The sequence below is a fragment of the Methylobacterium sp. WCS2018Hpa-22 genome (assembly GCF_031843785.1).
In the GTDB taxonomy this organism is placed as follows: domain Bacteria; phylum Pseudomonadota; class Alphaproteobacteria; order Rhizobiales; family Beijerinckiaceae; genus Methylobacterium.
The window spans coordinates 311,976-337,216 of the sequence record NZ_JAVTJA010000001.1; the positions used below are offsets into that span (position 1 = coordinate 311,976).

23 protein-coding genes are annotated in these 25,241 nt (G+C 67.8%); 10 read left to right on the forward strand and 13 right to left on the reverse strand.

The features are described from left to right. Positions 1-180 precede the first annotated feature (180 nt). From RQI43_RS01405 to RQI43_RS01415, 3 genes are read right to left on the reverse strand one after another with little or no spacing between them, the layout of a single operon-like run. Positions 181-1,479: a type III PLP-dependent enzyme gene (locus RQI43_RS01405; RefSeq protein ID WP_311273971.1), complete on the reverse strand. Its 1,299-nt coding sequence runs from the start codon at positions 1,477-1,479 to the stop codon at positions 181-183. Next, positions 1,472-2,998, reverse strand: a complete 1,527-nt coding sequence (locus RQI43_RS01410; protein ID WP_311273972.1) for an AMP-binding protein — start codon at positions 2,996-2,998, stop codon at positions 1,472-1,474. The genes RQI43_RS01405 and RQI43_RS01410 overlap by 8 nt, the downstream gene beginning before the upstream one ends. A gap of 3 nt (positions 2,999-3,001) precedes the next feature. Continuing rightward, entirely contained in the window at positions 3,002-3,286 is a 285-nt protein-coding gene (locus RQI43_RS01415; protein WP_311273973.1) for an acyl carrier protein, read from the reverse strand. Positions 3,287-3,596: 310 nt separating this feature from the next. Between RQI43_RS01415 and aqpZ the strand changes: the two genes are divergently transcribed. Continuing rightward, positions 3,597-4,337 carry an aquaporin Z gene (gene aqpZ / locus RQI43_RS01420; protein WP_056452802.1) on the forward strand — a complete coding sequence of 247 codons (741 nt, stop codon included), beginning with the start codon at positions 3,597-3,599 and terminating at the stop codon, positions 4,335-4,337. Positions 4,338-4,506: 169 nt separating this feature from the next. Here aqpZ and RQI43_RS01425 read toward each other — a convergent pair whose 3' ends face one another. Genes RQI43_RS01425 through RQI43_RS01435 form a run of 3 tightly spaced genes read right to left on the reverse strand, consistent with a single transcriptional unit; the run spans position 4,507 to position 11,206 of the window. Beyond that, positions 4,507-5,424 carry a transglutaminase family protein gene (locus tag RQI43_RS01425; protein WP_311273974.1) on the reverse strand — a complete coding sequence of 306 codons (918 nt, stop codon included), beginning with the start codon at positions 5,422-5,424 and terminating at the stop codon, positions 4,507-4,509. Next, entirely contained in the window at positions 5,421-7,940 is a 2,520-nt protein-coding gene (locus RQI43_RS01430; protein WP_311273975.1) for a circularly permuted type 2 ATP-grasp protein, read from the reverse strand. Before RQI43_RS01430 ends, RQI43_RS01425 begins: the two co-directional genes overlap by 4 nt. Next, positions 7,937-11,206, reverse strand: a complete 3,270-nt coding sequence (locus RQI43_RS01435) for a DUF2126 domain-containing protein (RefSeq protein ID WP_207411424.1) — start codon at positions 11,204-11,206, stop codon at positions 7,937-7,939. Before RQI43_RS01435 ends, RQI43_RS01430 begins: the two co-directional genes overlap by 4 nt. Before the next feature lie 372 nt (positions 11,207-11,578). Between RQI43_RS01435 and RQI43_RS01440 the strand changes: the two genes are divergently transcribed. Beyond that, positions 11,579-12,727 (forward strand): putative zinc-binding metallopeptidase, encoded by a 1,149-nt coding sequence (locus tag RQI43_RS01440; RefSeq protein ID WP_056433426.1) that lies wholly within the window; start codon positions 11,579-11,581, stop codon positions 12,725-12,727. A gap of 33 nt (positions 12,728-12,760) precedes the next feature. On the opposite strand, the gene yciA is transcribed toward RQI43_RS01440, so the two are convergent. The 6 genes from yciA to RQI43_RS01470 all read right to left on the reverse strand — a co-directional run bounded on the left by yciA (position 12,761) and on the right by RQI43_RS01470 (position 16,567). After that, entirely contained in the window at positions 12,761-13,165 is a 405-nt protein-coding gene (yciA, locus tag RQI43_RS01445) for an acyl-CoA thioester hydrolase YciA (protein ID WP_056433429.1), read from the reverse strand. A 152-nt stretch (positions 13,166-13,317) separates the two neighbouring features. Then, a complete protein-coding gene (locus RQI43_RS01450; protein ID WP_056433743.1) occupies positions 13,318-13,617 on the reverse strand; it encodes a hypothetical protein in 300 nt (99 codons plus the stop codon). A 193-nt stretch (positions 13,618-13,810) separates the two neighbouring features. Continuing rightward, a complete protein-coding gene (locus tag RQI43_RS01455; RefSeq protein ID WP_056433746.1) occupies positions 13,811-13,996 on the reverse strand; it encodes a DUF1508 domain-containing protein in 186 nt (61 codons plus the stop codon). A 162-nt stretch (positions 13,997-14,158) separates the two neighbouring features. After that, complete coding sequence (locus tag RQI43_RS01460; protein WP_056433432.1) at positions 14,159-15,667, reverse strand: DEAD/DEAH box helicase; 1,509 nt, start codon at positions 15,665-15,667, stop codon at positions 14,159-14,161. A gap of 301 nt (positions 15,668-15,968) precedes the next feature. Then, positions 15,969-16,322: a hypothetical protein gene (locus RQI43_RS01465; protein ID WP_311273976.1), complete on the reverse strand. Its 354-nt coding sequence runs from the start codon at positions 16,320-16,322 to the stop codon at positions 15,969-15,971. A 2-nt stretch (positions 16,323-16,324) separates the two neighbouring features. Further along, positions 16,325-16,567 (reverse strand): hypothetical protein, encoded by a 243-nt coding sequence (locus RQI43_RS01470; RefSeq protein WP_311273977.1) that lies wholly within the window; start codon positions 16,565-16,567, stop codon positions 16,325-16,327. Positions 16,568-16,701: 134 nt separating this feature from the next. Here RQI43_RS01470 and sseA point away from each other — a divergent pair, with 134 nt between their 5' ends. Beyond that, positions 16,702-17,550: a 3-mercaptopyruvate sulfurtransferase gene (sseA, locus tag RQI43_RS01475; RefSeq protein WP_311273978.1), complete on the forward strand. Its 849-nt coding sequence runs from the start codon at positions 16,702-16,704 to the stop codon at positions 17,548-17,550. A gap of 25 nt (positions 17,551-17,575) precedes the next feature. Continuing rightward, the gene (locus RQI43_RS01480) at positions 17,576-18,433 is read left to right on the forward strand and encodes an urease accessory protein UreD (protein WP_311273979.1); all 858 of its coding nucleotides are present in this window, start codon (positions 17,576-17,578) and stop codon (positions 18,431-18,433) included. Positions 18,434-18,442: 9 nt separating this feature from the next. Here the strand turns inward: RQI43_RS01480 and nikR are convergent, their stop codons facing one another. Further along, positions 18,443-18,979 carry a nickel-responsive transcriptional regulator NikR gene (gene nikR, locus RQI43_RS01485; protein WP_244483691.1) on the reverse strand — a complete coding sequence of 179 codons (537 nt, stop codon included), beginning with the start codon at positions 18,977-18,979 and terminating at the stop codon, positions 18,443-18,445. Between the two features lie 86 nt (positions 18,980-19,065). Between nikR and RQI43_RS01490 the strand changes: the two genes are divergently transcribed. From RQI43_RS01490 to RQI43_RS01515, 6 genes are all read left to right on the forward strand, one after another. Then, positions 19,066-20,082: an ABC transporter substrate-binding protein gene (locus RQI43_RS01490; protein WP_311273980.1), complete on the forward strand. Its 1,017-nt coding sequence runs from the start codon at positions 19,066-19,068 to the stop codon at positions 20,080-20,082. A 68-nt stretch (positions 20,083-20,150) separates the two neighbouring features. Next, the gene (locus RQI43_RS01495) at positions 20,151-21,209 is read left to right on the forward strand and encodes an ABC transporter permease (RefSeq protein WP_405030532.1); all 1,059 of its coding nucleotides are present in this window, start codon (positions 20,151-20,153) and stop codon (positions 21,207-21,209) included. After that, positions 21,206-22,147: an ABC transporter ATP-binding protein gene (locus RQI43_RS01500; protein WP_056433451.1), complete on the forward strand. Its 942-nt coding sequence runs from the start codon at positions 21,206-21,208 to the stop codon at positions 22,145-22,147. Before RQI43_RS01495 ends, RQI43_RS01500 begins: the two co-directional genes overlap by 4 nt. 271 nt (positions 22,148-22,418) lie before the next feature. Further along, complete coding sequence (locus RQI43_RS01505; RefSeq protein WP_056433454.1) at positions 22,419-23,195, forward strand: creatininase family protein; 777 nt, start codon at positions 22,419-22,421, stop codon at positions 23,193-23,195. Positions 23,196-23,212: 17 nt separating this feature from the next. Continuing rightward, positions 23,213-24,586: a type III glutamate--ammonia ligase gene (gene glnT, locus RQI43_RS01510; RefSeq protein WP_056433458.1), complete on the forward strand. Its 1,374-nt coding sequence runs from the start codon at positions 23,213-23,215 to the stop codon at positions 24,584-24,586. A 126-nt stretch (positions 24,587-24,712) separates the two neighbouring features. Continuing rightward, entirely contained in the window at positions 24,713-25,174 is a 462-nt protein-coding gene (locus RQI43_RS01515) for a cupin domain-containing protein (protein WP_244477962.1), read from the forward strand. The last annotated feature ends 67 nt before the right edge of the window (positions 25,175-25,241 follow it).

A 25,241-nucleotide genomic window follows, 5' to 3' on the forward strand; every position in this document is an offset into this window, starting at 1 on the left:
GCATTCGAACGTCATCGGGGCAACGAGCGCCCCACACAGCTCCCGAAGTCGGATGCCCCACGACGAGCCTCCGACCGTCACGTAGCTTTCGCGAGGGGACGTTAAGGCTGTGAGGGTTTCCGTTCTCTTGCCAAACCCCCTCAGTCTGAAACGATCTCATCCGTACGGAGGACGGGAGCGTCAGTCCGTCCTCAGTGCTCCGCCGATCTCCCGTGCCGCGCCGCCATCCACGAGGAGCTCCACCGGGCGCGGGTGGCTGAGAAAGCCCGTGGGGCTCGCCGTCAGGCCGTAGGCGCCCGATTGCAGCACGGCGATGAGGTCTCCTGCCGCGAGGTCCGGCAGCGCTGTGGCGCGGGCGAGCATGTCTAGGGGCGTGCAGAGCGGGCCGACGACGGCGCAGGGCGAGCGTGGCCCGCTCCGGTCCACCACGACGGTGACGGGATAATCGCGCTTGACCACCTGTCCGAGATTGCCGGAGGCGGCGAGATGGTGGTGCATGCCCCCATCGGTGATGACGAAGCGGCTGCCCCGCGAGACCTTCACGGCCCGCACCCGCGCCACGTAGAGCCCGGCCGGCCCAGCGAGGAACCGTCCGGGTTCGAGCATGATCCGCGCCTCCCTGAGCCGAGGATCGGTCCCCACACGGGCGATCAGCGCTGGAATGCCGTCCCGGATGGCGGCGAGGTCCAACTGCGTGTCGGTGGAGAAATAGGGGATGCCGAGGCCGCCGCCGAGGTCGATCGTCTCCAGCGGACGCGCGATCCGGTCCGCGACTCGCGCCGCCAGCGACAGACCGTAGGCCCATTGGGACAGGAGCGTCGCGGCGACGAGCCCTTGCGTCCCGGCAAAAAGGTGGATGCCGGACAGGTGCAGGCGCGGCTCGGCCTCCACCGCATCGACGATCGCATCCAGTTCCTCTTCGTCGAAGCCGAAGGGCGAGGGTTTGCCGCCCATCCGCATGGCGCCCCCCTGCGCGTCGGGCCCCGGATTGATCCGGATCGCCACGCGCTGAACGACGCCGTGGCGTCCGGCGGCCTCGGCCACGCGCCGCATCTCCTCGATGTTCTCCAGATGGATCTCGCCGATCCCACCGGCGACGGTGGCCTCGATGTCGAAATCGCTCTTACCCGGCCCGGCGAACAGGATGTGTCGAGGTTCGACGCCGGCCGCCCAGGACGCGGCGAATTCCGCGCCGGAGGCGATCTCGGCCCCCGCCCCCTCGTCGCGGAAAACCCGGATCACCTCGGGTGCCGGATTGGCCTTTACCGAATAATCCACCACGGCGAAGCCCGAGACCGCATCGGCAAGGTCGCGATAGGCCCGTCTCAGAAGCTCGGCGTCGTAGACGAAGAATGGCGTGCCGTGAGCCTCGGCGAGGTCGCGCAGGTCGAGCCCGCCCACCCGGAGCACACCGTCAGACCGGGGGAAATGTGCCGCCACGAGGCGATCCGCGAGGCTATCGCCGGCCGTGTCAGACATAGCTCGTCCGTTCCGCCACGAGGCGCTTGTAATCGACCTTACCGTTCGGCGTCGTCGGTAGGGCCGGGACGCTCTCGACGGCACACGGGACCATGTGCGGGGGAAGGCTCCGCCGCACGTCCTGCAGCACCTCGGCTCGGGCAGGACCGCCCTCCGCCGGCACCGCCACCGCATGGATGCGTTGACCGAGGGCGGCATCCGGCAGGCCGATAACCGCCACGGCCCGGAAGGCCCCGGTTTCCATCAGCGCCTCCTCGACCTCGGTGGGGCTGACGCGGAACCCGGCGCTCTTGATCATCGCGTCCTCGCGGCCGAGGAAGCGAAAGTAACCGTCCTCGTCTTCCACGACGAGGTCGCCCGAGCGGCAGACGAGGGTACCGTCCCCCGGAAAGCGCGGGTCAGGCACGAGCACCCGGGCGGTGTCCTCGGGCCGGTTCCAGTAGCCGAGGGATACGGTGGGCCCGCGATGGTGCAGGATACCCGGCTCTTGGGGCCGGCTCCGCTCTCCCTCTGCCGTCACCGCGAAGATCTCGGTCTCCGGGATGGCGCGGCCCATGGAGCCCGGGCGCATCTCCAATTCCTCCGGGGGAAGGAAGGTGGAGCGAAAAGCCTCGGTGAGGCCGTACATGAGTACGATCCCGGTCTGCGGCAGCGCCTTGCGCAGCCTCGAAACCGTCTCCAGCGGCACCGCTCCGCCGGAATTGGTGATCAACCGCAGGCTCGAAAGATCGGCCTTTCCCAGTCTCGGCGCCGCGCGGGTCAGCAGGGTCCAGAGGGTGGGGACGCCGGCGAGCACGGTGATCCGATGCCGTTCCAGCGCACCCACCACCTCGTCTCCGAAGCGGAATTCCAGCAGGACGAGGCACGCGCCCTGCTCGACGCTCGTGAGCAACTGGTTGAGGCCGTAATCGAAGGAAAATGGCAGGACGGAGAGGATCCGGTCGTCCGCCGTGATCGCCAGGTAGGTGCGCACGATCCGGGTGCCGGCCAGGAGATTGGCATGGCTGAGCATCACGCCCTTCGGCAGACCGGTGGAGCCGGACGTGTAGAGGATCGCGGCGAGGCCGGGCGGCGGCGATGTCACGGATTCCGGTTGCAGCCGGACGATGATCGGGAATTCGGGAACCCCTCCCTCCCCCGTTGAGGGTGGAACGTTCGAGGGGGGCAGATCGAGGGCCGAGAGCAAGGTCGCGTCGGTGATGAGGAACCGCGCACCGCAATCGGCGAGGATATGCGCCACCTGACGCGGGCGCAGGCTCGGATGGATCGGCACGAACACCGCCCCGATCCGGCTGATGGCGAAGATCGCCGTACATTCGGCAAAGGATTTCGGAAGCAGGATCGCGATGCGGTCGCCGGGCTCCGCGCCCTGGCTCCTCAAACGTACTGCGAGATCATCCACCCCGGCCCGCATCCCGCCATAGCTCAGCCGTTCGGTGCCGGCGACGAGGGCGGTCCGCTCGGGCGCACATGCCGATCCGTCGAGGAGGTCGTGCAGCAGTGCGGGCGCCGCCGACATATCCTAACGCTGTGCCTCAGCCCGCTTGGCGTCGACGAAGGCGGCCAGCGCGTCGATGCTTTCGAAATGCGTGAGTTCGAACGCGTCGTCCTCGATCTCGAAGCCGAACCGGTCGCCGAGCTCCATCATCAGATCGAGCACGCCGATGGAATCGAGGGCATCGCTGGTGACGAGGGACGTCTCGCCCGTGATGGCCCCTGGCGCGAGGCCGGGGTTGCGGCCAGCGATGAAGGCGAAAATCGCCTCTCGCGCGGCGGCATGGGTGTCGACCACATTTGTCTCGACCACGTTCCAGCCTCCCCATCGGTCATTCCGCCGACCGTCGCCGCCCATAGCGAGGTCGACAGGGCAAGTCCATGAGTCACGCGGACGTGCTCCGAGCCGGCAAGTCATCCAGCATACGAGAGGAATGGGGCCGCGCCGGGTTTCCGGATGCGGAGGCGAGACAACACCGGGTTATGGTCTCGGTAGCACCGAATTGGTGATTGCGAAGTTTCTGGATGAAAACTAGTCTATCCGTGCGAATATTGATTATCGGGTCGATTCTTCGGTCGTGAATACCGGATTGCCGTCCCTTTGCATTTGGGCGGAGATTGTCATGACGCATGATACGATCCGGCGAGCGACCGCTGAGTTTTTTGGAACATTCTGGCTGACATTCGGTGGCTGCGGCGCAGCCGTCTTTTCCGCGGCCTATCCCGAATTGGGGATCGGATTTCTCGGGGTGGCCTTCGCCTTCGGACTCACGGTCCTGACGATGGCCTACGCCGTGGGCCATATCTCAGGTGGCCATTTCAATCCCGCCGTCACCGTCGGCCTATGGTCCGCCGGGCGTTGCGCCGACCATCATGTGATTCCCTACATCGTCGCGCAGATCGTCGGGGCCGTGTTCGGCGCCGGCGTGCTCTACCTCATCGCCTCCGGCAAGGCCGGATGGATGCCTAACGGCTTCGCCTCGAACGGCTACGGCGACCTCAGCCCAGGCAAGTATGGATTGCTCTCCTGCTTCCTCGTGGAGGTTCTCGCGACCTTCTTCTTCCTGTTCATCATCATCGGGACGACATCGAAGGGCGCCGCCACCGGATTTGCCGGTATTCCCATCGGCTTTGCCCTGGTGCTGATCCACCTCATCTCGATCCCGATCACCAACACCTCCGTCAATCCTGCGCGCAGCACCGGTCCGGCCCTGTTCGCGGGGGGCGAGGCGATGGGCCAGCTCTGGCTGTTCTGGCTGGCACCGGTGCTCGGTGCCGTGATGGCCGGGGCCATGGCGCGCTGGCTCTACGAGCCGGACACGATCATCGAGACGACGATCGTCGAGAAGCGGACTCCGGCGTAGGAATCGACGGAACCCATTCCGTCTCGCGACCTCATCCTGAGGGACCGACGAGGCCTCCATGACGCTCGGCGTTCCTTGAAGGCCTCGACGCTCGGCGTTCCCCGGCGGCCTCCGTCGAGGCGCTCGCTTCGCTGCGGCACCAGGGGATCGCGTAGGACGACGCTCGAAATCAGGCCGTTTCGGTTTCAGGCTCGCCCGCCGATTCCGGCATCGCTTCGCCGTCCGGGATCACGTCCACCTCGACCTTGAGCTTCTGCGGGCCGGAAGAGGAGACGATGCCGTCGATGGGCGAGACGTCGGTGTAGTCGCGGCCCCGCGCCACCACGATGTGGTCGTCGCAGGCGCCGATATTGTTGGTGGGATCGAGGCCGATCCAGCCATCCCCGCACCAGACCGAGACCCAGGCATGGCTGGCATCGGCGCCGCGCAGGCGCGGCCGTCCGGCGGGAGGGATCGTGCGGATGTAGCCGCTGACATAGGCCGCCGGCAGGCCGAGCCCGCGCAGGCCGGCGATCATGATATGCGCGAAATCCTGGCACACCCCCGCCTTCAGGGCGAAGGCCTTGGCGAGGGGCGTGTGAACCGTTGTGGCCTTCGCGTCGAATTTGAAGTCGGCACGCATGCGCCGCATCAGGTCGACGGCTCCGCCATATGCGCTACGACCGGGTGTGAAACTCGCCCGCGCATAGTCGGTCACGTCCGGGTCGAGGGGAACCCTGACGCTCGGGAACACGAAATGCACGGGGGCGTCGGGCGCCATCGACCGACCGGAAATCGCTGCGTCGCGCACCGATTCCCATGCCATGCCGGATTCGGGCGGCGGCAGCGGCGGACGCTCCACCTTGACCCGCGACAGGGCTTCGACCCGCAACTCGTTATGCGGCGTGTCGATCAGGAAGGTCACCACGTCGAGGCCGAAATAGTCGCGCCGCACGGTGCGGGTCCGCGGTGTCGGCGAAACGGTCAACTCACTGGATAGGACACACTGCCCCTCCCCGTCCCGCGGCTGAAGCCGCAGGGAGCAGCGGGCGTAACGGACGGGCTTGCCGTAGCGGTAGGTGGTGAGGTGGCGCAGCGTATAGATCACGCGAGCCCCACGAGCTTCTCCGGACGCATGGCGTGCGGGCCGTTGGGGAAGTAGCGGGTGACGATCGCGTCGGCGAGGCCCTCGAAGGCGTTCTCCAGGCGCGTCAGGGCGGCGCCGTCGAGTTCCGATGCCTCGCAGGTCGTGAATTCGGCGGCCAGCTTGAGAGCGAGGCGCTGGTGCGCCTCCGGCAGGCCGTCGACGCGCAACACCGGCAGGTCGGCGAGATGCCGGCAGATCGCTTCCACCTGGAACGCGACGGAGCGCGGGTTGAACGGGTCGAGGAGCACCATGTCGCGTACCGGGTCGATCGCCACGCCCTGCATGTAGCGCGCGCCGAACGAGACGTGCGAGTCGCACAGGGACAGCATGACCCCGAGATCCTCGGCCGTCGCCTCGTCCCCTGCGAAACTGGCGGCGAAGGAGCAGGTGTTGATCGCCCGCTCGATCCGGCGTCCGAGATCGACGAAGTGCCAGCCGGCGGTCCGGTTCATGTTCTCCTGAGCGAGACCGGCCAGGGCGGCGATGTGGCTGAGGGCACGCTCCGCCAGGCCGAGGAGCTCGGCCTCGGCCAGTTCCTTCGCCTCGTCGAGTTCCAGGAGATCCTTCAGGTCGGCGAGCACGCGCCATGCCTCGCTGGAGAGCCTTTCGCGCAGGGAGGCCGCGTTATGGCGTGCCGACACGCTGTGCGAGAGGGCCGAGCCGTAGGTGAGGCGTCCGCTCAGGGCTTCCTGCGCGAGCTTGGCCGTCGGCAGGTCGGGCGCTTCGATGGCGCCCCATTCGTCGAGCAGGGCGCGGATCCGCAGGGCCGTCGGCGCCGTCTCGTCGCCCGCCATGTCGGCGATCACCGCGTTCCCGACGCTGCCGAGATGGGCGATGACGAGGCGGATCACCGCCTCTGCCCGCTCGACGTAGCGGCCGAACCAGAACAGGTTGTCGGCCGCGCGAGACGGCAGGTGCCCGGCGATGCGGCGGACCCTGGGCGCGCCCGGATGCATCAGCGAGACCGGTTCGACCGGACGGTCGGAGAGGACCCAGACATCCGCCGATTTGATCCCGGCCCGCATCTCGATCGGGTTCACGTCGGGGCGCTCCGAGATGCGGCAGAAGCCGCCCGGCATCACGCGCCAGCCGTCCGGCGTCGCCGCCGCGAAGACCCGCAGGACGAAGGGACGGGGCACGAGGCGCATCCCGTCCTCCCGACGCTCCCAGCCCGGCATGGTCGAAAGCGGCGCCTGTTCCTGGGCGATGTAGTCGAAGGGCCTGTCGCGCAGGGCCGCCACCACGCGCTCGCGCTCGGCGACGATCGCGTGCGGTCCGAGGATGGCGTCGCGACCCATCCCCTTGGTCGGCGTCGCCACTGGGCGAAGGTTGAGGTGTTCGAGGTTGTCGCGGACATGGGCGAGCGCGTCGGGATCGCCGCACCACCAACTCTTCAGCCCTTCGAGGTGGAGATCGGTGCCGAGGAAGTAGCGGGCGATGCGCGGCAGGTAGGCGCCGAGCGCACCCGATTCGAGGATGCCGGACCCCGGCATGTTGCCGACGACGAGACTGCCGTTGCGCAGAGCCTCCAGCACCCCGGAAATGCCGAGGCGCGAGGCCGGGTTCAGTTCGAGCGGGTCGATATAGTCGGAATCGATGCGCCGCCACAGCACGTCGGTGCGTTTCAGCCCGGAGACGGTGCGCACGTGGAGCGCGCCGTCCTGCATCACGAGGTCGTCACCCTCCACCAGCAACAGGCCGAGATAGCGCGCCAGCGCCGCCTGCTCGACATAGGTGGAGCTCAACGGCCCGGAGGTGAGAAGGCCGATACGCGGGTCGCTCCGCTGCGCGCCCATGACCAGCCCGTCGCGAAACGCCTGAAAGAACGGGGCGAGGCGCTCGACATGGAGATCGGCATAGAGGTCCGGGAAGGCGCGGGTGAGCACCATCCGGTTCTCGAGCGCGTAGCCGGGACCGGAGGGAGCCTGCGTCCTGTCGGCGAGGACACGCCAGCGCCCGTCCGGCCCCCGGCCGATATCGGCGGCGTAGAGCTTGAGCCAGCGCCCGCCGGGCGGCTTCACCCCTGAGAGCGGTCGCAGGAATTCCGGGCTGCCGGCTACGAGGGCCGCCGGCAGCACGCCCTCCGACACCATCCGGCCGGGGCCGTAGATGTCGGAGATGATGGTTTCCATCAGCTCCGCGCGCTGGACGATGCCGGTGCTGAGGGCGCGCCATTCGGCGCTCTCGATCACGAGAGGGAGGGAACTCAGTGGCCAGGCATGCTCGCGCTGGTCGCCGTAGATCCGGTAGGAGATCCCGGTATCGCGGATATGCCGCTCCGCCGAGGCGAAGCGGGTGGTGATCTCGGTTCCGCTCAGGGTCCCGAGCCGGTCCAGCAGGCGGGGCCAGGCACCGAGATGCGCGCCTCCCGCCCCCACGAACTCGTCCGGGATACCGGGCCGAGGCTGGTAGTCCGAGGTCCAGCGCGCAAGACGCTTCGCCCGTCCTCCGGCTTGCGCCTCGGCCATATTCGTCATCTGGGTGCGGGTGTCCTGAGGTCGAGCGTGAGCGGGAACTCGCGGCTGATCTCCTCGACCGGCATCTCGACCTTGCCGGGCGTGTGGCCATGGGCCTGGAAGCGCGCGAGACGCCGACCCTCGGCCTCGTAGGTGTTCACCGGGAAGGTCTCGTAGTTGCGGCCCCCGGGATGGCTGACATGGTAGCGGCAGCCGCCGATCGAGCGTCCGCTCCACGCATCGAGGATGTCGATGGTGAGGGGCGAATGCGCGGGGATCGTTGGATGCATCGAGGAGGCCGGCTGCCACGCCTTGAAGCGCAGGCCCGCCACCGCTTCGCCCACCGTGCCGGTGCCGGTCATCGGAAGGCGCCGGCCGTTGCAGCTGATGATGTGGCGGCCGGGGACGAAGCCCTCGACCTTGACCTGCAGACGCTCCACCGAGCTGTCCACGTACCGCACCGTTCCACCGATCGCCCCCTCTTCGCCCAGCACATGCCAGGGCTCCAATGCTTGCCGCAGTTCCAGCTTGACGCCGCCCTGCTCCACAGTCCCGAAGACCGGGAAGCGGAACTCGTACTGCGCTTGGAACGCCGCCGGATCGAAGTCGTAGCCGGCTTGGCGGAGGTCTTCCAGCACGCCGAGGAAGTCCGTCCAGAGGAAGTGGGGCAGCATGAAGCGATCGTGCAGGCCCGTGCCCCAACGGACACAGCCGCCTTCCTGCGGTTCGCGCCAGGCCCAGGCGACGATGGCCCGCAACAGCAATTGCTGGGCGAGGCTCATGCGCGGGTCCGGCGGCATCTCGAAGGAGCGGAACTCCAGCAGGCCGAGGCGGCCGGTGGGGCCGTCCGGCGAGTAGAGCTTGTCGATGCAGATCTCGGAGCGGTGGGTGTTTCCGGTGACGTCCACGAGGATGTTGCGGAAGATCCGGTCCACGAGCCAGCGCGGGATGTTGGGCTCGTCGGGTTTGGGCACCTGCGCCAGGGCGATCTCGAGCTCGTAGAGCCCGTCGTGCCGGGCCTCGTCCATGCGCGGCGCCTGGCTCGTCGGGCCGATATAGAGCCCGGCGAACAGGTAGGAGAGCGAGGGGTGGCGCTGCCAGTAGAGCACGAGGCTCTTCAGCAGGTCCGGCCGGCGCAGGAACGGCGAATCCGCCGGGGTGGCGCCGCCCAGCACCACGTGGTTGCCGCCGCCGGTGCCGGTATGGCGGCCGTCGGTCATGAATTTCTGCGCGCCGAGGCGGATCTGGCGGGCATCCTCGTAGAGCTCGCTCGTGATGGTGACGGCCTCGCGCCAGGAAGTGGCAGGATGCACGTTCACCTCGATCACGCCCGGATCGGGCGTGACCTTGATGACGTTGAGGCGCGGATCGAACGGCGGCTCGTAGCCCTCGATATGCAGGGGCTGCTTCAGCTCGGCGGCGACGGCCTCGAGATGCCCGATGAGTTCGAGATACTCGTCCACCCGCTGCAGCGGCGGCATGAACACCCGCAGCACCCCATCCCGGGGCTCGACCGCGAGCGCCGTGCGCACGGCGACGCCGGTGACGCCCGATCCGTTCTCGGTCTTCGTGCCGGGATGACCCTCGGGGAGCGCGCCCCGCTCCTCCAGCGGGTCCTGGGGCTGATAATAGGGGTAATGCTCCGGCGGCACGAAGGGCAGCGAACTCAGGGGCAGCCGATATCCGACCGGCGAGTCACCCGGCGTCAGGAAGGCGTGGGTACGGCGGAACTCCCAGGGCTCCGAGATCCAGCGACGGTCGTCGGGATCGTCCTTACCCATGGGCAGGCTCGCCAGGGGAAGAGCATAGCCGGCGGCCTCGCCGAGGCCGCGTTCGAACACCCGCGCGATACGGGCATTGGTCTCCGGGTTCGGAAACTTGGCGTCGGAGGTGGTGACGTTGATCGGCAGCTCCTCCCGCTTCTCCTCCCAGTAGATCGGGTCTTCGAAGGCGGGGAACACGTAGGTTTCGAGGCCGAGGCGCTTGGCGACGCCGTCGATCAGCGCCTTCGCCTTGCTGGAGGTGGCGTCACGCGGGCCGTCCTCCTTGGCGACGAGGTCGGGATTGCTCCAGATCGGCTTGCCGTCCCGGCGCCAGTACAGGGCGAAGGCCCAGCGCGGCAGGCTCTCGCCCGGATACCATTTGCCCTGGCCGTAATGCAGCATGCCGCCCGGTCCGAAGCGGGTGCGCAGGCGCCGGATCAGCTTGTCGGCGAGGCCGCGCTTGGTCGGCCCCACGGCGGCGGCGTTCCACTCGGCCGATTCGAAATCGTCGATGGAGACGAAGGTCGGCTCGCCGCCCATGGTCAGGCGCACGTCCTGTTCGGCGAGATCGACGTCGATCCGCTCGCCCAGGGCGTCCATCTTGGCCCAGACCTCCTCGGAGAAGGGCTTCGTGATGCGCGGGGCTTCCGCCACGCGAGTCACCGTCATCTCGAAGCCGAACTCCACCTCGGCGGGTTCGGCGAGGCCGGAAATCGGCGCGGCCGATTGATAATGCGGGGTGGCGGCAAGGGGGATATGCCCTTCGCCGCAGAGGAGGCCCGACGTGGCGTCGAGGCCGATCCAGCCGGCGCCGGGCAGGTAGACCTCGGCCCAGGCATGAAGATCGGTGAAGTCCGTGCTGGTGCCCGCCGGCCCGTCGACGGCGGTGGTGTCGGGAACGAGCTGGATCAGGTAGCCGGAGACGAAGCGCGCGGCGAGGCCGATGCGGCGCAGCACCTGGACAAGGAGCCAAGCGGAATCGCGGCAGGAGCCGCTCTTGAGCGTCAGCGTCTCGGACGGTGTCTGGACACCGGGCTCCATGCGGACGCCGTAGGTGATCTCGGAGGCGATCATGGCGTTGAGGGCCACGAGGAAGAGCACGGTGTTGGGCTGTTCGGGCAGCCGCTCGAGCAGGGCGTCGATCTCGGGGCCCACCGCGTCGTCGGTGACGAGATAAGGCTTCAGCTCCGCGGTCAGGTCGCTCTCGTAAGCGAAGGGGCGGGTCTGGGCGTAATCCTCGACGAAGAAATCGAACGGGTTGATGACCGCCATCTCGGCGGTCAAATCGACCTCGATCTTCAATTCGGTGGTCCGCTCAGGGAAGACCAGACGGGCGAGCCAGTTCCCGTTCGGGTCCTGCTGCCAGTTGATGAAGTGGTTCTCCGGCAGGATCTTGAGGGAATAGGCCGGCACGGTCGAGCGCGTATGCGGCGCGGGGCGCAGGCGGATCACCTGCGGTCCGAGCTGGATCGGCCGATCGTACTTGTAGTGAGTGACGTGGTGCAGAGCGGCTTTAATGGACACGGGGACTCCCGCTGGTTCGGACGTGAGACCGGGCGCGCGGCGGACGCGCGGCGGTGGCGGGAAACCGGAGCGCATCACCGAAGCGCCCCACGGTTGTCATCGGCGTTTTGAGGCCGAATGACCATAGGCTGTGATCGCCGCCGACGGCAGCCGAAATCGGTGCTAGTCTACAGCGGCGTTGCCCTACCGGGCGATGGGAGGTGACGACGTTCATCACGTGAGCAGATTGGCCCTGGCAGTTCAGACAGACGGCATGGCGACGCTGCCCGCCGTCGAGCAGAAAGCAAATTCCGTGCATCGTGACGCGGGGCTTCGCCGCGAAGCGTTCCCTCACGCATATGCCGGCGCCCATAGTGCGGGCCCGGCCGGCCCATGAAGATCTTTCAGTGCCAGGCTTGCAACCAGCCGGCGAGTTTCGAGAGTACGGAATGCGAGAGCTGTCAGCGGCGGCTCGGCTATGTCTGCGGCACCCACGAGATTTCCGCCCTGGAGCCCTCCGGGACGGTCTGGCACGCCTATGCCGATCCGGGCCGGAAGTACCGCTTCTGTGCAAATGCCGAGTTCAGCGCCTGCAATTGGCTGCTGCCCGATGACAGTCCAGACCGGTACTGTACTTGCTGTCGGCACAACAGGGTGGTGCCGGACCTGGCCCTTGCCTGGAATCTGACGCGCTGGCGCCAGATCGAGGCCGCCAAGCACCGGTTGTTCTACTCGCTGCTTCGCCTCGACCTGCCCCTGATGACACGGGACGAGAACCCCGCCACCGGTCTGGCCTTCGACTTCCTCGTCGACCCCGCCGAGAGTTACAGCGTCGGCCCTCCCGTGCTCACCGGGCATCGCAGCGGCCTCATCACCCTGAATATCGCCGAGGCGGACGATGTCGAGCGCGAACGGCGCAGGATGCTGTTCGGGGAGTATTACCGCACGCTCCTCGGCCATTTCCGCCACGAGATCGGGCATTATTTCTGGAACGTCCTGATCCGCTACGATCAGAGCATCTGGTCGTTCCGTGACCTGTTCGGCGACGAGCGTGCCAGCTACGGCATGGCCCTGCAGCGTTACTACGCCCAAGGCGCGCCGGCGGACTGGCAGGAATCCTACGTCAGCGCCTATGCCACCAGCCACCCATGGGAGGATTTCGCCGAGACCTGGGCGCATTACCTCCACATCGTCGACACGGTGGAGACGGCGAGCACGTTCGAACTGCACGTGCGGCCTCGCCTGCGCAACGGCGCGCCGGACCCCGTCGTGATCGACTTCGATCCGTATCAGTCGCCAGACCTCGATCGCCTGATCTCGGCCTGGTTGCCGCTGACCTATGCGGTGAATTCCTTGAGCCGCAGCATGGGGCAGCCGGCGCTCTATCCCTTCAAGCTGACACCGGCTGTCATCGCCAAACTCGCCTTCATCCACGACCGGATCGAAACCGTTCGCTCGGTCACGGGCGATCACCTCGATTCGGATATCCTGAAGGCGGTGATCACCGGCCTGCGCCAGCGTGTGGCACCGCCGAACGTCTGAGCCGCGAGCTGAACCCTAGGGCCGGTTCAGGGCTCACATTCCCTGTTCCGGCTCCGGTTTGGGAAGCCGACGTGGGCGCCCGTCATCGTCGATGGCGACGAAGGTGAAGGTCGCCTCGGTCACCTTCTCGCGCAGCTTGGTGCGGAAGCGGCGCGCCCAGGCTTCGACCTGGATCTTCATGGACGTGCGGCCGACACTCTCTACTCGGGTGTAGACGCAGAGCACATCGCCCACCCGTACCGGACGAATGAAGGTCATCGCGTCGACCGCCACCGTGACCACGCGGCCTTGGGCCTGGTCGACGCCGGCAATCCCGCCTGCCTGGTCCATCTGCGACATCACCCAGCCGCCGAAGATGTCGCCATTGGCGTTGGTGTCGGCCGGCATGGCGATGGTGCGCACCGTGAGGTCGCCGCGCGGGTCGCTGGTCTCGCCCATTCCGGTCTCCACCCATCCTCGTTGCGACGCCTTCGTTCGTCCGAGACGTCGCTTGGCCTCCTGCATCGGCCGACAAGGGGCATCAGGTCAAGAAAAAGCCCGGCCGTCCCGAATGGGACGACCGGGCCTCGAAACCGACCGGCGTGACCGACTTAGTAGTAGAAGCGACGCGGGCCGTAGAACCGGCGCGGGCCGTAAAACGGGCGGCGGTAGAACGGACGCGGCGCGAAGTACGGCCGACGGTAATACGGACGGGCGTAGTAAGGACGACCGTAGAACGGGCGACGGTAATACGGCCGGCGATAGTAGTACTGCGCCTTCTCGGCGACGGCCGGTGCGGCCTCGCTCTGAAGGGCCGAGACTGGGCCGATGGGCGCGGCCGAGGCACCCTGGGGGGCCAGGGCGGCGAAGCCCAGGGCCAGCAAGGCGGCCAGAAGGAGTTTTCTCAACACGTTCATGACTCCTCGAGTGATCGAACGACGGTGATGATACGACGGCATGCGAAGGAATGCATGCTTGGCCGTCAGCCGAACGCACAGAATCGGCAAACCGTTTCATGCCCTCCGTCGGCAAGCTTAACGGCAGCCTTCCCGGGAACGGCCTTCGCGGGCGGGGTCTCCGCGTCGGTGACTTCGCGTGGACGGGTCAGGCGATCTTCAACGTCATGTCGACGATGCTGGCATCGGCCGAACCCTTCACGAGGGTGATGCCATGCTCGCAATCTTCCCTGCGGGCATAGCCTTCGGCCGAATCGGCGATGACGTTCCCGTTCGTGACTCGGAGGCGCCAGCGCCAGTCGCCACTCGAATCCCGGTACAGCTCGAAACGCATGCCCATGCCTCCCTCGCGGAGATGCCCGCCAGAGGCTGAGATGGCGCGGGATCGTCCGTAAGCAATATCCGTCCCGGCCTTGGGCTCAAACGAAAACGCCGCCCCGGACGATCCGGGGCGGCGTCGTGTCGAGCGAACTCGACCGTCTGGGATCGATTCGGATCAGGAACGCGGGAAGCGGTCGAGCCAGCCGATGGCGCGACCTTCGCCGGCGGCATTGCCGCCGCCGCCGCTGCTGCGCGGGCGTTCACCCTGGCGCGGAGCGCGGGTGTCGCCGCGCTGGTCGGGACGGGGGCCACGGCCCTGCCCTTCCGCCGGACGATCGCCGCGGCCTTCCTGCGGACGGCCGGAACGGGCCGGACCGCCGGGCTGGCCGCCACGGCTCTCGCCGCCGCGACCGCCACCGGGACGACCGCCGAAGCCGGGGCGTCCGCCGCCGGGGCGCTGACCCTGGCGCTGGCCGGGACGCTGGCCCTGGGGCGCCGGACGACGCTCCTCGGCCTGCGCGGCTTCAGCCGCTTCCTGGCGGGTCGGCGGGTTGAAGCCCTCGGGGAAGGCGCCGACGGGAATTTTCTGGCGCGTGGTACGCTCGATATCCCGAAGGTAGGCCTTCTCCTCGTCGTTGCAGAACGAGATGGCGAGCCCGTTCGCACCGGCGCGCGCGGTGCGGCCGATGCGGTGGACGTAGCTCTCGGGGACGTTGGGGAGATCGTAGTTGATGACGTGGCTCACCGCCTCGACGTCGATGCCGCGGGCGGCGATGTCGGTGGCCACCAGAACGCGGCAGGACCCGTCCTTGAACGCGGCGAGAGCACGCTCGCGCTGCGGCTGGGACTTGTTGCCGTGAATGGCCGAGGCGTTGATCCCGACCTTCTCCAGGCCGCGCACGACCCGGTCTGCGCCGTGCTTGGTGCGGGTGAAGACCAGGACGCGTTCGATGGCGGGGTCGCGCAGGATGTGGTTCAGCAGGGCCTGCTTCGCACCGGTATGGGCGAAGATGACCTCCTGCGTCACACGCTCGGCCGTCGTCGCCACGGGAGTCACGGCCACCTGGACCGGGTCACGCAGGTACTGGTCGGCGAGGCCCGCGATGTTCTTCGGCATGGTCGCCGAGAAGAACAGGCTCTGGCGCTCCTTCGGCAGCATCTTCACGATGCGCTTGAGGGCGTGGATGAAGCCGAGGTCGAGCATCTGGTCGGCCTCGTCGAGGACGAGGATCTCGACGGCTTCGAGGGTCAGCGAGCGACGCTCGATGAGATCCATGAGGCGGCCCGGCGTGGCGACGAGGATGTCGACGCCGTTGGCGAGCGCCTTCTCCTGGCGGGAGATGGTGACGCCGCCGAACACCACGGTGTTGGTGAAGGACAGGTGCTTGCCGTAATCCGAGAAGCTCTCGGCGATCTGGTTGGCGAGTTCGCGGGTGGGCGAGAGCACCAGCACGCGGCAGCCGCGGCGGATGGCCTTGCGCGGGTTCTGGGCGAGGCGGTGCAGGATCGGCAGCGCGAAGGCCGCAGTCTTGCCGGTGCCGGTCTGGGCGATGCCGCAGAGGTCGCGGCCTTCCATGGCGGGGCGCAGGGCCTGAGCCTGGATCGGGGTCGGAGTCTTGTAGCCGGCCTCATCCAGGGCGCGCAGCACGGGCTGAGCGAGGCCGAAATCGGTAAATTGGGTCAAGGGTAGACTTTCAGGCAGCGGGACCGGCCGGACGCCATCGGATAGGATGGCCGTCTTATCGAAGGGACTGGTCCGTTGAGCTGGAGGTCGCCCGCGTGATGGGGCGATCCGGGTGCATGCACGTTTGAAGAGAGGGGCTCAGGTCGCTTGGGTCGCGCTGACGCGCAATCGGCGATCCGTCACGCAGCCCTCTCAAGCGAACCTGTCACGGCCGCTGACGCTGCAACTGCGATATGCGCTTTCGCGCCTGCGAAGTCAATCTCGGCCTTGAGCCATACGCTGAGCGCCTGGACGTGTGGCCTTACCAGCCGAAACGCGCCATCTGGGCGAGCTTGGCCTGGACCGCTTTCTCGTCCCGGCCGAGGGAGGCGAGGGTCTGGGACAGGCCGTAGCAGGTGCCGCAGAACGGGAGCTGGACGAGGGGTATCGTCTCGGCCCGGAACCGGGACACGGAGCCGATCAGGCAGGCGATGACCGCCTCGTCTTCCGGGCCGCCGACGCAATCGCCGCGTGGGCTGCCGAACAGGGCACGATTCGGCCAGGCCAGGGCGATGGTGGTGCCGCCGCGCCGGTCCGGTGCGGGCGGCAATGTGTAGCTCCGTACGAACAGGCCCGCGAACAGAAGCATCAGAACGAGGCCCGCGAAGACGCGCATGGTCAGGCGGTCTCGTCGAAACGCGTGCGGTGGAAGACCTCTGTCCCCGCCCCGTCGATGACCCGTACCGCCTCGGCCGGTCCGCCCGAGCGCTGCGGTGCCCGTGCCCGTGCGAACAGCAGGAGCGCGCGCTCGGTGGCGCTCTCGGGCCCGCTCGCGCGGATCGACAGGCGCTGGCGCACGCGATCCTCTCCCTCGTCCTCGGCGCCGAGAATCTCGATGTGGAACGTCTCGCGGGGACTCACGATTCTGTCCGCTCCGGAAGGGGTTCGTGGCTGCGGCTCGTCATGCGGTGAGCTTTCGCCTCAACGCACCGACTGTGCAAGCCGGGGGCGGATGTGGTTGAGTGGCGCTGACCCTCACCACGGACCGAGAAAACATGACGCCTTCGCACTTCGTCACGACCGACTGGCTCAAGGAGCGTCTCGGCGCGCCGGGCATCATCGTGCTGGATGCGTCATGGTATCTTCCCGCCCAAGGCAGGAACGCCGAGGCCGAGTACCAGGCCGCGCACATACCCGGCGCGATCCGCTTCGATATCGATGCCATGAGTGACGAGACGTCGCCGCTGCCGCACATGCTGCCCCGCCCGGAGGTCTTCGCCTCGCGCATGCGCGAACTCGGCATCGGCGACGGCATGCACATCATCGTCTATGACGGAATGGGTCTGTTCTCCGCCCCCCGGGTCTGGTGGATGCTGCGCACCTTCGGCGTGCGCGACGTCCAGATCCTGGAAGGCGGTTTCCCGGCCTGGCTCGCCTCCGGCGGCAAGACCGAGGATGGCGACGGCCCCCGGCGCGACCGGCGCCATTTCTCGGCGCGACTGGACCATGGCGCCGTGGCCGATGCCGGCGATGTCGCGCGCGCCCTGGAGAGCGGTTCGGCGCAGGTCGTGGATGCCCGTTCCGCCCCGCGCTTCCGTGGCGAGGAGGCCGAGCCACGCCCCGGCGTACGTCCCGGCCACATGCCGGGTGCCCGCAACGTCCATTATTCCGCGCTCCAGGCGGACGGCCGGCTGAAGGACGCCGATTCCCTGCGCGCCGTCTTCGCCGAGGCCGGAGTCGATCCGGCAAAGCCGGTCATCACCACCTGCGGTTCAGGCGTCACGGCGGCCATCGTCTCGCTCGCCCTGGAGACGCTGGGCCACCCGCCCCGTGCGCTGTACGATGGGTCCTGGTCCGAATGGGGCGTAGATCCCGCGCGTCCGGTCGCTACAGGGCCGGCCTGAGGGTTCCGCGCGGGACCCCCTTCCCGTGGCCGACCTCCCGAGCCTCGACACCGTCCCTCACGCTATTGTTCCGGTGCGCCAGCGCTCGGAGGGGCGCGTCGCCGTGCGCGTCGTCCGCCACGGGGCGGGCACGCATATCGCCGATCTCTCGGAGGCCGGGCCGTTGCGCCTGCGCCTGCCGCGCCATGGCGAGGGTGTCTGCGAGGCGGTGCTGCTCAACACGGCGGGTGGCATCGCCTGCGGCGACGGTTTTCGGGTCGAGGCGACGGTCGATGCCGGGGCTCACCTCGTGCTCACGACGACGGCCGCCGAGAAGATATACAAGTCCGACGGTCTCTCGAGCCGCGTGACGACGACCGCGACCCTGGCCGAGGGCGCGGGTCTCGACTGGCTGCCGCAGGAGACGATCCTGTTCGACCGCGCGCGGCTGGAGCGACGGTTCGAAGTGGACCTTGCGCCCGATGCCCGGTTGCTCGCTTTCGAGGCGGTGGTCTTCGGGCGAACGGCGCGCCATGAGCGTATGGAAACGGGCCTGTTCCGGGATGCCTGGCGCATCCGCCGCGCGGGGCGTCTGACCTACGCGGATTCCGTCGCCTTCGACGGGCCGATCACCGCCCTTCTGGAGCGGACGGCTTTCGGCGGCGGCGCCCGCGCCATGGCGACTCTGCTCGATGTTTCGGCAGACGCGGAATCCCGCCTGGAGCCGCTTCGTGCCCATCTCGACAGTCTGGGACCGACAGGGGTGGATGTGGCGGCAAGTGCCTGGAACGGGCACCTCGTTGCCCGTTTCTTGAGCGCCGACCCCGATGCCCTGCGGGCGACGGCCGCCCGTATCCTGGTGGGCTACCGTGGCGCGCCGATGCCCCGGGTCTGGCAGAGCTGAGGCCCCTCGTCAGGGGGCCTTCTCTCCCTGGAACGGATGGATCGGCGGAATCAGCGCCGCCGCGAGTTCCAGCCGCCCGGAGATGACGCCGCGCTCGGTGATCATCGTGTCGGCGATGGTCTGCAGCGTCGCCGCCGGCCCCTGCACCAGCACCACTTCCAGGGTCTGGTTGTTCATCAGATGGACGTGGAGAGAGGAAATGACTTCAGCGATGTAGCGCCGCTGCAGATCGGCCAAACGCTGCTGCACGCCCGGCGCGAGATGGTCGTAGAACAGTGTGATCGTGCCCACCATCACCCGGTCGCCGACCTTGTGGCGGTGCTCCACGAGCGAGCGGTGAAGAATCGTCGCCACGGCCTGTGAGCGGCTGGCGAAGCCACGCTCCCCCACCATGGTGTCGAGCTCGCAGAGCAGATCCTCGGAAAGCGACAGGCTGATCCGGCTCACCGGCTTGCGCCGGCCGCCAACTCCCTCCTCCGGGTTCGTGCCGTCCTCGGGGGGCGCTTCCGTCGCTTCGCTACCCACCATGTCGCCTTCCTCCTGCATGCCGGACTGGTCCTGGCACGTGTTTTGTATGGCAATCAGCCGATCGGTATTACGATTTCCAGCGATCGTACTACGCGGTTCGGAGAATGCAGATGCACCTTTCCACGATCCTGACCGCCGGACGCAAGGCCATCACGGGCTGCGCCCTTGCCCTGGGCCTCCTCACGGCCTCCGCCTCCATCCCCGTGGCGCACGCCGCCGAGCCCCTGCGCATCGGCTACAGCGACTGGCCCGGCTGGGTCGCCTGGCAGGTCGCCATCGAGAAGGGCTGGCTGAAGGAGGCCGGGGTCGACGCGAAGTTCGAGTGGTTCGACTACTCGGCCTCCATGGACGCGTTCTCCGCCGGCAAGCTCGACGCCGTCACCTGCACCAACGGCGATGCCCTGGTGATGGGGGGCAATGGCGCCAAGAACGTCATGATCATGCTCACGGATTACTCCAACGGCAACGACATGATCGTGGGCAAGCCGGGCGTGAAGGCACTGGCCGACCTCAAAGGCAAGAAGGTCGGCCTCGAAGTCGGCCTCGTGGAGCATCTCCTCCTCATCAACGGCCTGACCAAGCTCGGCCTCAAGGAGACGGACGTCACCCTGATCAACGCCAAGACCAACGAGACCCCGCAGGTTCTCGCCTCCGGCGACGTCTCGGCCATCGGCGCGTGGCAGCCCGTCGCCGGACAGGCAATGAAGGGCGCGGCCGGCGCCAAGCCGCTCTACACCTCCGCCGACGAGCCGGGCCTGATCTACGACGTGGTCACCGTCTCGCCGGCCAGCCTGTCGGGACGCCGGGCCGAGTGGATCAAGTTCGTCGGCGTCTGGAACAAGGTCGTCGCCTATATTCAGGATCCGAAGACGCAGGGCGATGCGGTGGCGATCATGGCGGCCAAGGTCGGCATCGACGCGCCCACCTTCACCCGCTTCCTCAAGGGCACCAAGCTCCTCACCCTGGCCGAGGGCGCCAAGGTGATGAAGGATGCCGACGGGTTCGGCTCCCTCTACGGCTCGAGCCGCTACGCCGACGCCTTCAACGTCAAGTACGAGGTCTACAAGACCGCCCAGGACGTGAAGAGCTACATCGACCCCGCGCTGACCGACGGCAAATGAGCGCGGAGATGCGCCAGGGCGTGGAGCGCACTTCCCCTCCCCCTTGTGGGGAGGGGACAGGGGTGGGGGTGGCTCCGCCAGCCTCGGCCGCGGTGGGTCACCCAACCACCCCCACCTCCAACTCCTCCCCACAAGGGGGAGGAGGGGCCCGCGTCTCGTCTCCCATCTCCCGCCGCCGCTCCTGGGTCGGCGTGGCCCGGCCGCTCTCGCCGCGCCGCCGGACGAGCCTCGCAATCCTGTCGTTCCTGATCCCGCTCCTCGCCTGGGCGGCGGTCTCCTACGTGCCGTTCCTGTGGCATCCCCTGGTGGAGGTGACCGAGCCCGGCGACATCGCCTGGATGGAGCCGGGGATGCGCGTGCCGAAGGCCGCCTTCGCGGAGGAGGTCGCCTCGGCCAAGGCCGCCGGCACCGCCGAGCCGGCGGGCATTCCCGCCAACCCGGTCTACCTTCCCGCCCCTCACGAGGTGGCCACCGCGTTCTGGACCTCGCTGACGGCCCAGCCGACCCAGCGCGACGCCATCCGCCTGCCCTTGAGCCTGTGGCACTCGATCCAGATCATCGCCATCGGCTTCCTGCTGTCGTCGCTGATCGGTGTTCCCCTCGGAATCCTCTGCGGCGCCCAGCCGACTTTGGCGCGCCTCACCGAACCGGTCATCGAGTTCGTGCGCTACATGCCGGCTCCCGCCTTCGGGGCGCTGATGGTGGCGATCCTCGGCATCTATGACGGGCCGAAAATCGCGATCATCGTCATCGGCACCTTCTTCCAGCAGGTGCTGGTCATCGCCAACACCACCCGGCGGATCGAGCCGCTGCTGATCGAGGCGGCCCTGACGCTCGGCGCGCGAAATCTCCGCCTCATCCGCCGGGTGATCGTGCCGGCGATGCTGCCGCAGCTCTACCGCGACCAGCGTATCCTGCTCGGCTGGGCCTGGACCTACCTCATCGTCGCCGAACTCATAGGCACTTCGTCGGGCATCACCTTCTTCATCACGCAGCAGGCCCGCTACCAGCATTTCGACAACGTCTACGCCGCGATCCTCATCATCGGCCTCGTCGGCTCGATCACGGATCTCGCCCTCGCCTGGCTCGGCCGCCGGCTGTTCCCCTATGACAGGAGCGAAGCGTGAACTCGGTCTCTCCCGTCGTCTCGCCCGTCATCCTGCCGATCGAGGCCTGCGACTACCGCACCCAGTGCGAGCCCGTCCGCGCCCGGTTCGAGAAACTGAAGAGCCGCGAGGTCGCCCTCCGGGTCGAGAAGCTGACGAAGACCTTCCGTAGGGCGGATGGCGGCGTGACGGTGGCCTTGAAGGACATCGACCTCGTCACCCACCGGCGCGAGTTCCTCTGCGTCGTCGGGCCGTCGGGCTGCGGCAAGTCCACCTTCGTGCGCATCCTCGCCGGGCTCGAGACCTCTACCTCGGGCGTGGTCAGCGTCGAGGGCGTGCCGGTCTCCGGGCCGGGGGCCGACCGGGGCATGGTGTTCCAGGGCTACACCCTGTTCCCCTGGCTCAGCGTGCTGCGCAACGTCGCCTTCGGGCTGGAGGAGAACGGCACGCCGCGTCGGGAAGCGGAGCGCGAGGCCCGGCAATGGCTGGCGCTGATCGGGCTGGAGGCCTTCGCCGACAGCTACCCGCACCAGCTCTCCGGCGGCATGAAGCAGCGCGTGGCCATCGCCCGGGCGCTCGCCACGCGCCCGCGCATCCTACTCATGGACGAGCCGTTCTCGGCCCTCGACACCCAGTCACGCGCCCGGATGCAGGCCTATCTGATCGAGATCTGGAAGAAGATCGACATCACCATCGTCTTCATCACCCACGACCTCGACGAGGCGGTGCATCTGGCCGACCGCATCCTCGTCCTCAGCGCCCATCCGGGCGAGGTCGCCGAACTCATCGAGGTCCCGGTGCCGCGACCGCGCAGCCACAACCAGGCGCTCACCCCCGAATTCCGCGCCACCCGCGCCCGTCTCGACGCGCTGATCCACCCGCCGAAGGACGAGGCCGAAGAAAGCGTCGCCCCCGACGTGGTGACGCGCATGACCTCCGCCGGGGACGAGGTGGAATGATCGCCCGCGCTTGTTCTCCCGGTGTCGTGCGCATCCCCTTCTCCCCGCTTGCGGGGAGAGGGCTTCCTGCCCCCTTGCCGGGGCAGGAAGCGAGGCGTCAGCCGACGGTGAGGGGGCGGTTCCGGATGAGCCTCATCCGTCGATACCCCCTCACCCTCGCTTCGGCTTCGCCTGCGCTACCCGCCGGCACGACGGGGTGCCTGCGGGCCTCTCCCCGCCCGGCGGGGAGAGGGGGGCGCGCCTGCGTCGTCGATCTTCGGGCATCTCGGTCATGACCACACCCTCCCCCCTCCTCTGGGCGAACCGCACCTGGGACGAGATCCCCGGCGACCTCGCCGCCGTTTCGCAGGCCGCCATCCTACCCGTGGGAGCCACGGAACAGCACGGGCCGCATCTCGGCACGGGCATGGATTTCGTTCTCGCCGAGGCCCTGACCCATGCGGTCTCTGCGCGGACCCGCGTGCCGGTGCTCCCCACCCTGGCCTATGGCTGTTCCCTCGGGCATAGCCGGCGCTGGCCCGGTACGATCACCCTCGATCCCGTGATGATGACGCGGCTCGTGGCCCAGATTGGCACCTCGGCCTACCAGTCCGGCGTCCGCCGGCTGTTCATCGTCAACGCCCACGTCACCAACGCCGCGCCCCTGCGCTGCGCCCTGGAGATGCTGCGCGCCGCCCATGACGACCTCATGGTCGCCCTGGTGAATTCCGCCACGGTGAGCGAGCGCGTCCGCGCCGCGCATTTCGCCGATGCCGACGACTGGCACGCCAACGCCGCCGAGACCGCGCTGATGATGGCGATGGCGCCCGATCTCGTGCGCCCGGACCGCATCGCCGATGCGGACGACCCCGACCGGACGGAGGGGCTCGTCTTCTCCCATCCGGTGAACCGGACGAGCCTGAACGGCGTCACCGGGCGTCCTTCGGAGGCGAGTCTCGAAGACGGGAAACGCCTGTTCGGCTGGATGGTCGAGGACCTGTCCGCCCTCGTCCTGCGCGGCCTCTCCGAGACCCCGCCCCTCCCCCATTCCTTCTCCATTTCCGCTTAAAACCAAGGAGCCGCCCGATGGCGCATGCCACCGAAATCGATCCCGCCATCGCCAAGCTCCAGGACGACCTGCGCGCCAAGGGCGTGAAATACGTCATCGGCGCTTATGTCGACATCCATGGCGCGCAGAAGGCCAAGGTCGTGCCCATCGACCACCTTCCGCAGATGGCGGCGGGGTCCGAGCGCTATACCGGCTATGCCCTCGACGGGCTCGGCCAGGCTCCGAACGAGGACGAGCTGGCCTCCGTGCCGGACTTCTCCCAGTTGATCCAGCTGCCCTGGGAATCGAAGCTCGCCTGGTGTCCGGCGGACCTGACGTTCCAGGGCCAGCCTTATCCGCTCTCGACCCGTGTCGCCCTGAAGACCGTCATGGCCGAGGCCGAGGCCATGGGGTTCGGCTTCAATCTCGGCATCGAATGCGAGATCTTCCTGCTGAAGCAGGAGGCGGACGGCTCGCTCCACACGCCGATCCTCGACGATAAGCTGGTGAAGCCCTGCTACGACGTGCGTGGCTTCGTCGACAACTTCACCTGGCTCGACAAGGTCGCCACCACCATTAACGATCTCGGCTGGGACCTGTATTCCTTCGACCACGAGGATGCGTGCGGCCAGTTCGAGTTCGACTTCAATTACGCCGACGCTCTGACGATGTGTGACCGGCTCACCTTCTTCCGCATGATGGCCAAGCACTATGCCAAGGAAGAAGGCCTCATCGCCACGATGATGCCCAAACCCTTTGCAGACCGCACCGGAAATGGCGCGCATTTCAACATGTCCCTCTCCGACAAGGAAACGGGCAAGAACATCTTCGCCTGCGACCCATCGGCCGATCCGCGCGGCCTCGGCCTCACCGAGACCGGCTATTACTTCATCGGCGGCGTGCTGAAGCACGGGCGGGCGCTCTGCGCCGCCTTCGCGCCGACCGTGAACAGCTACAAGCGCCTCGTGCGCCAGGGCTCCATGGCGGGCTTCTCCTGGGCGCCGGTGTTCAACTCCTACGGCTCGAACAACCGCACCAATTCGGTGCGCGTACCCGCCGGCGGCGGGCGTTGCGAGAGCCGCAACGCCGACGGCGCGGTGAACCCCTACCTCGCAGCCGCCCTGGTCCTGGCGGCCGGTCTCGAAGGCATCCGCGAGCGCATCGATCCCGGCGCGCCCAACGAGGACAACCTCTACGACCTCACCGACGCCCAGCGCGCCGAACGCGGCATCGAGTTCTTGCCCCAGACCCTCGCCGAGGCGGTGGACGCCTTCGCCGCCGACCCGCTGGTGGAGAAGACCCTGGGCAAGGCGCTGCGCGACGAGTTCATCCGCTACAAGCGCGCCGAGTGGGAGGAGTATCACCTCACGGTCAGTGCCTGGGAGATCGAGCGCTATAGCCACCTCTTCTAGGTGTTAACTTCCTCTTGAAGCGGACGCTCAACACACTCATGCCTCTCTCGCGCGAGACATATTGGTATTTGCAGGTGCGGCCGGGATTCGGCCGGCCGCGGATGTTCTTGCGAGGGAGATGGCTCGGTGGAGATTGCGCGGCCGCTTCATACTTTCGGCGGTCCGATTCTTGCCCTATTCGGCGGCATGGGAGCCCGATCGGTCGCGACCCTCGTGACCGGTCTGGGACAGGGCAGAAAGACCATCGATCTCGCCCCCGCTCAGCGGCAATCGAAGCTCTGCCGGCCGGAGCTGGAGCGTATCGTCTCGGGCGACCCCGCCCAGACGGTAAGCGTCGTCTACCAGAGCGAGGACAGTCTCTTCTCGGCCGGCACTTGGACCTGCCAGCCGGGCAAGTGGCACATCGACTTCGCGCAGAACGAGTTCGTCCACATCCTGGAAGGGGTGGTGTCGGTCACCGACGGGGACGGGCTCGCCAAGACCTACCGGGCGGGAGACACCTTCGTTTCCCCCTCCGGTTTTGCCGGCACCTGGGACGTACGGGAGCCGGTCCGCAAATTTTTCACACTCGGCGATCCCCCGGGTTAAGCAGCACCGCGATCGACGCATGCCCGCCGGGACGACCCGGCCGCGACAGGGCTGTTTTTCCGGGACG

Bases quoted from the DNA above. Each gene is read 5' to 3' on its own strand.
- RQI43_RS01405 (WP_311273971.1), bottom strand. From the start codon at position 1,479: ATGTCTGACACGGCCGGCGATAGCCTCGCGGATCGCCTCGTGGCGGCA.
- RQI43_RS01410 (WP_311273972.1), bottom strand. From the start codon at position 2,998: ATGTCGGCGGCGCCCGCACTGCTGCACGACCTCCTCGACGGATCGGCA.
- aqpZ (WP_056452802.1), top strand. From the start codon at position 3,597: ATGACGCATGATACGATCCGGCGAGCGACCGCTGAGTTTTTTGGAACA.
- RQI43_RS01430 (WP_311273975.1), bottom strand. From the start codon at position 7,940: ATGACGAATATGGCCGAGGCGCAAGCCGGAGGACGGGCGAAGCGTCTT.
- RQI43_RS01440 (WP_056433426.1), top strand. From the start codon at position 11,579: ATGAAGATCTTTCAGTGCCAGGCTTGCAACCAGCCGGCGAGTTTCGAG.
- yciA (WP_056433429.1), bottom strand. From the start codon at position 13,165: ATGGGCGAGACCAGCGACCCGCGCGGCGACCTCACGGTGCGCACCATC.
- RQI43_RS01455 (WP_056433746.1), bottom strand. From the start codon at position 13,996: ATGCGTTTCGAGCTGTACCGGGATTCGAGTGGCGACTGGCGCTGGCGC.
- RQI43_RS01465 (WP_311273976.1), bottom strand. From the start codon at position 16,322: ATGCGCGTCTTCGCGGGCCTCGTTCTGATGCTTCTGTTCGCGGGCCTG.
- sseA (WP_311273978.1), top strand. From the start codon at position 16,702: ATGACGCCTTCGCACTTCGTCACGACCGACTGGCTCAAGGAGCGTCTC.
- nikR (WP_244483691.1), bottom strand. From the start codon at position 18,979: ATGCAGGAGGAAGGCGACATGGTGGGTAGCGAAGCGACGGAAGCGCCC.
- RQI43_RS01490 (WP_311273980.1), top strand. From the start codon at position 19,066: ATGCAGATGCACCTTTCCACGATCCTGACCGCCGGACGCAAGGCCATC.
- RQI43_RS01505 (WP_056433454.1), top strand. From the start codon at position 22,419: ATGACCACACCCTCCCCCCTCCTCTGGGCGAACCGCACCTGGGACGAG.
- glnT (WP_056433458.1), top strand. From the start codon at position 23,213: ATGGCGCATGCCACCGAAATCGATCCCGCCATCGCCAAGCTCCAGGAC.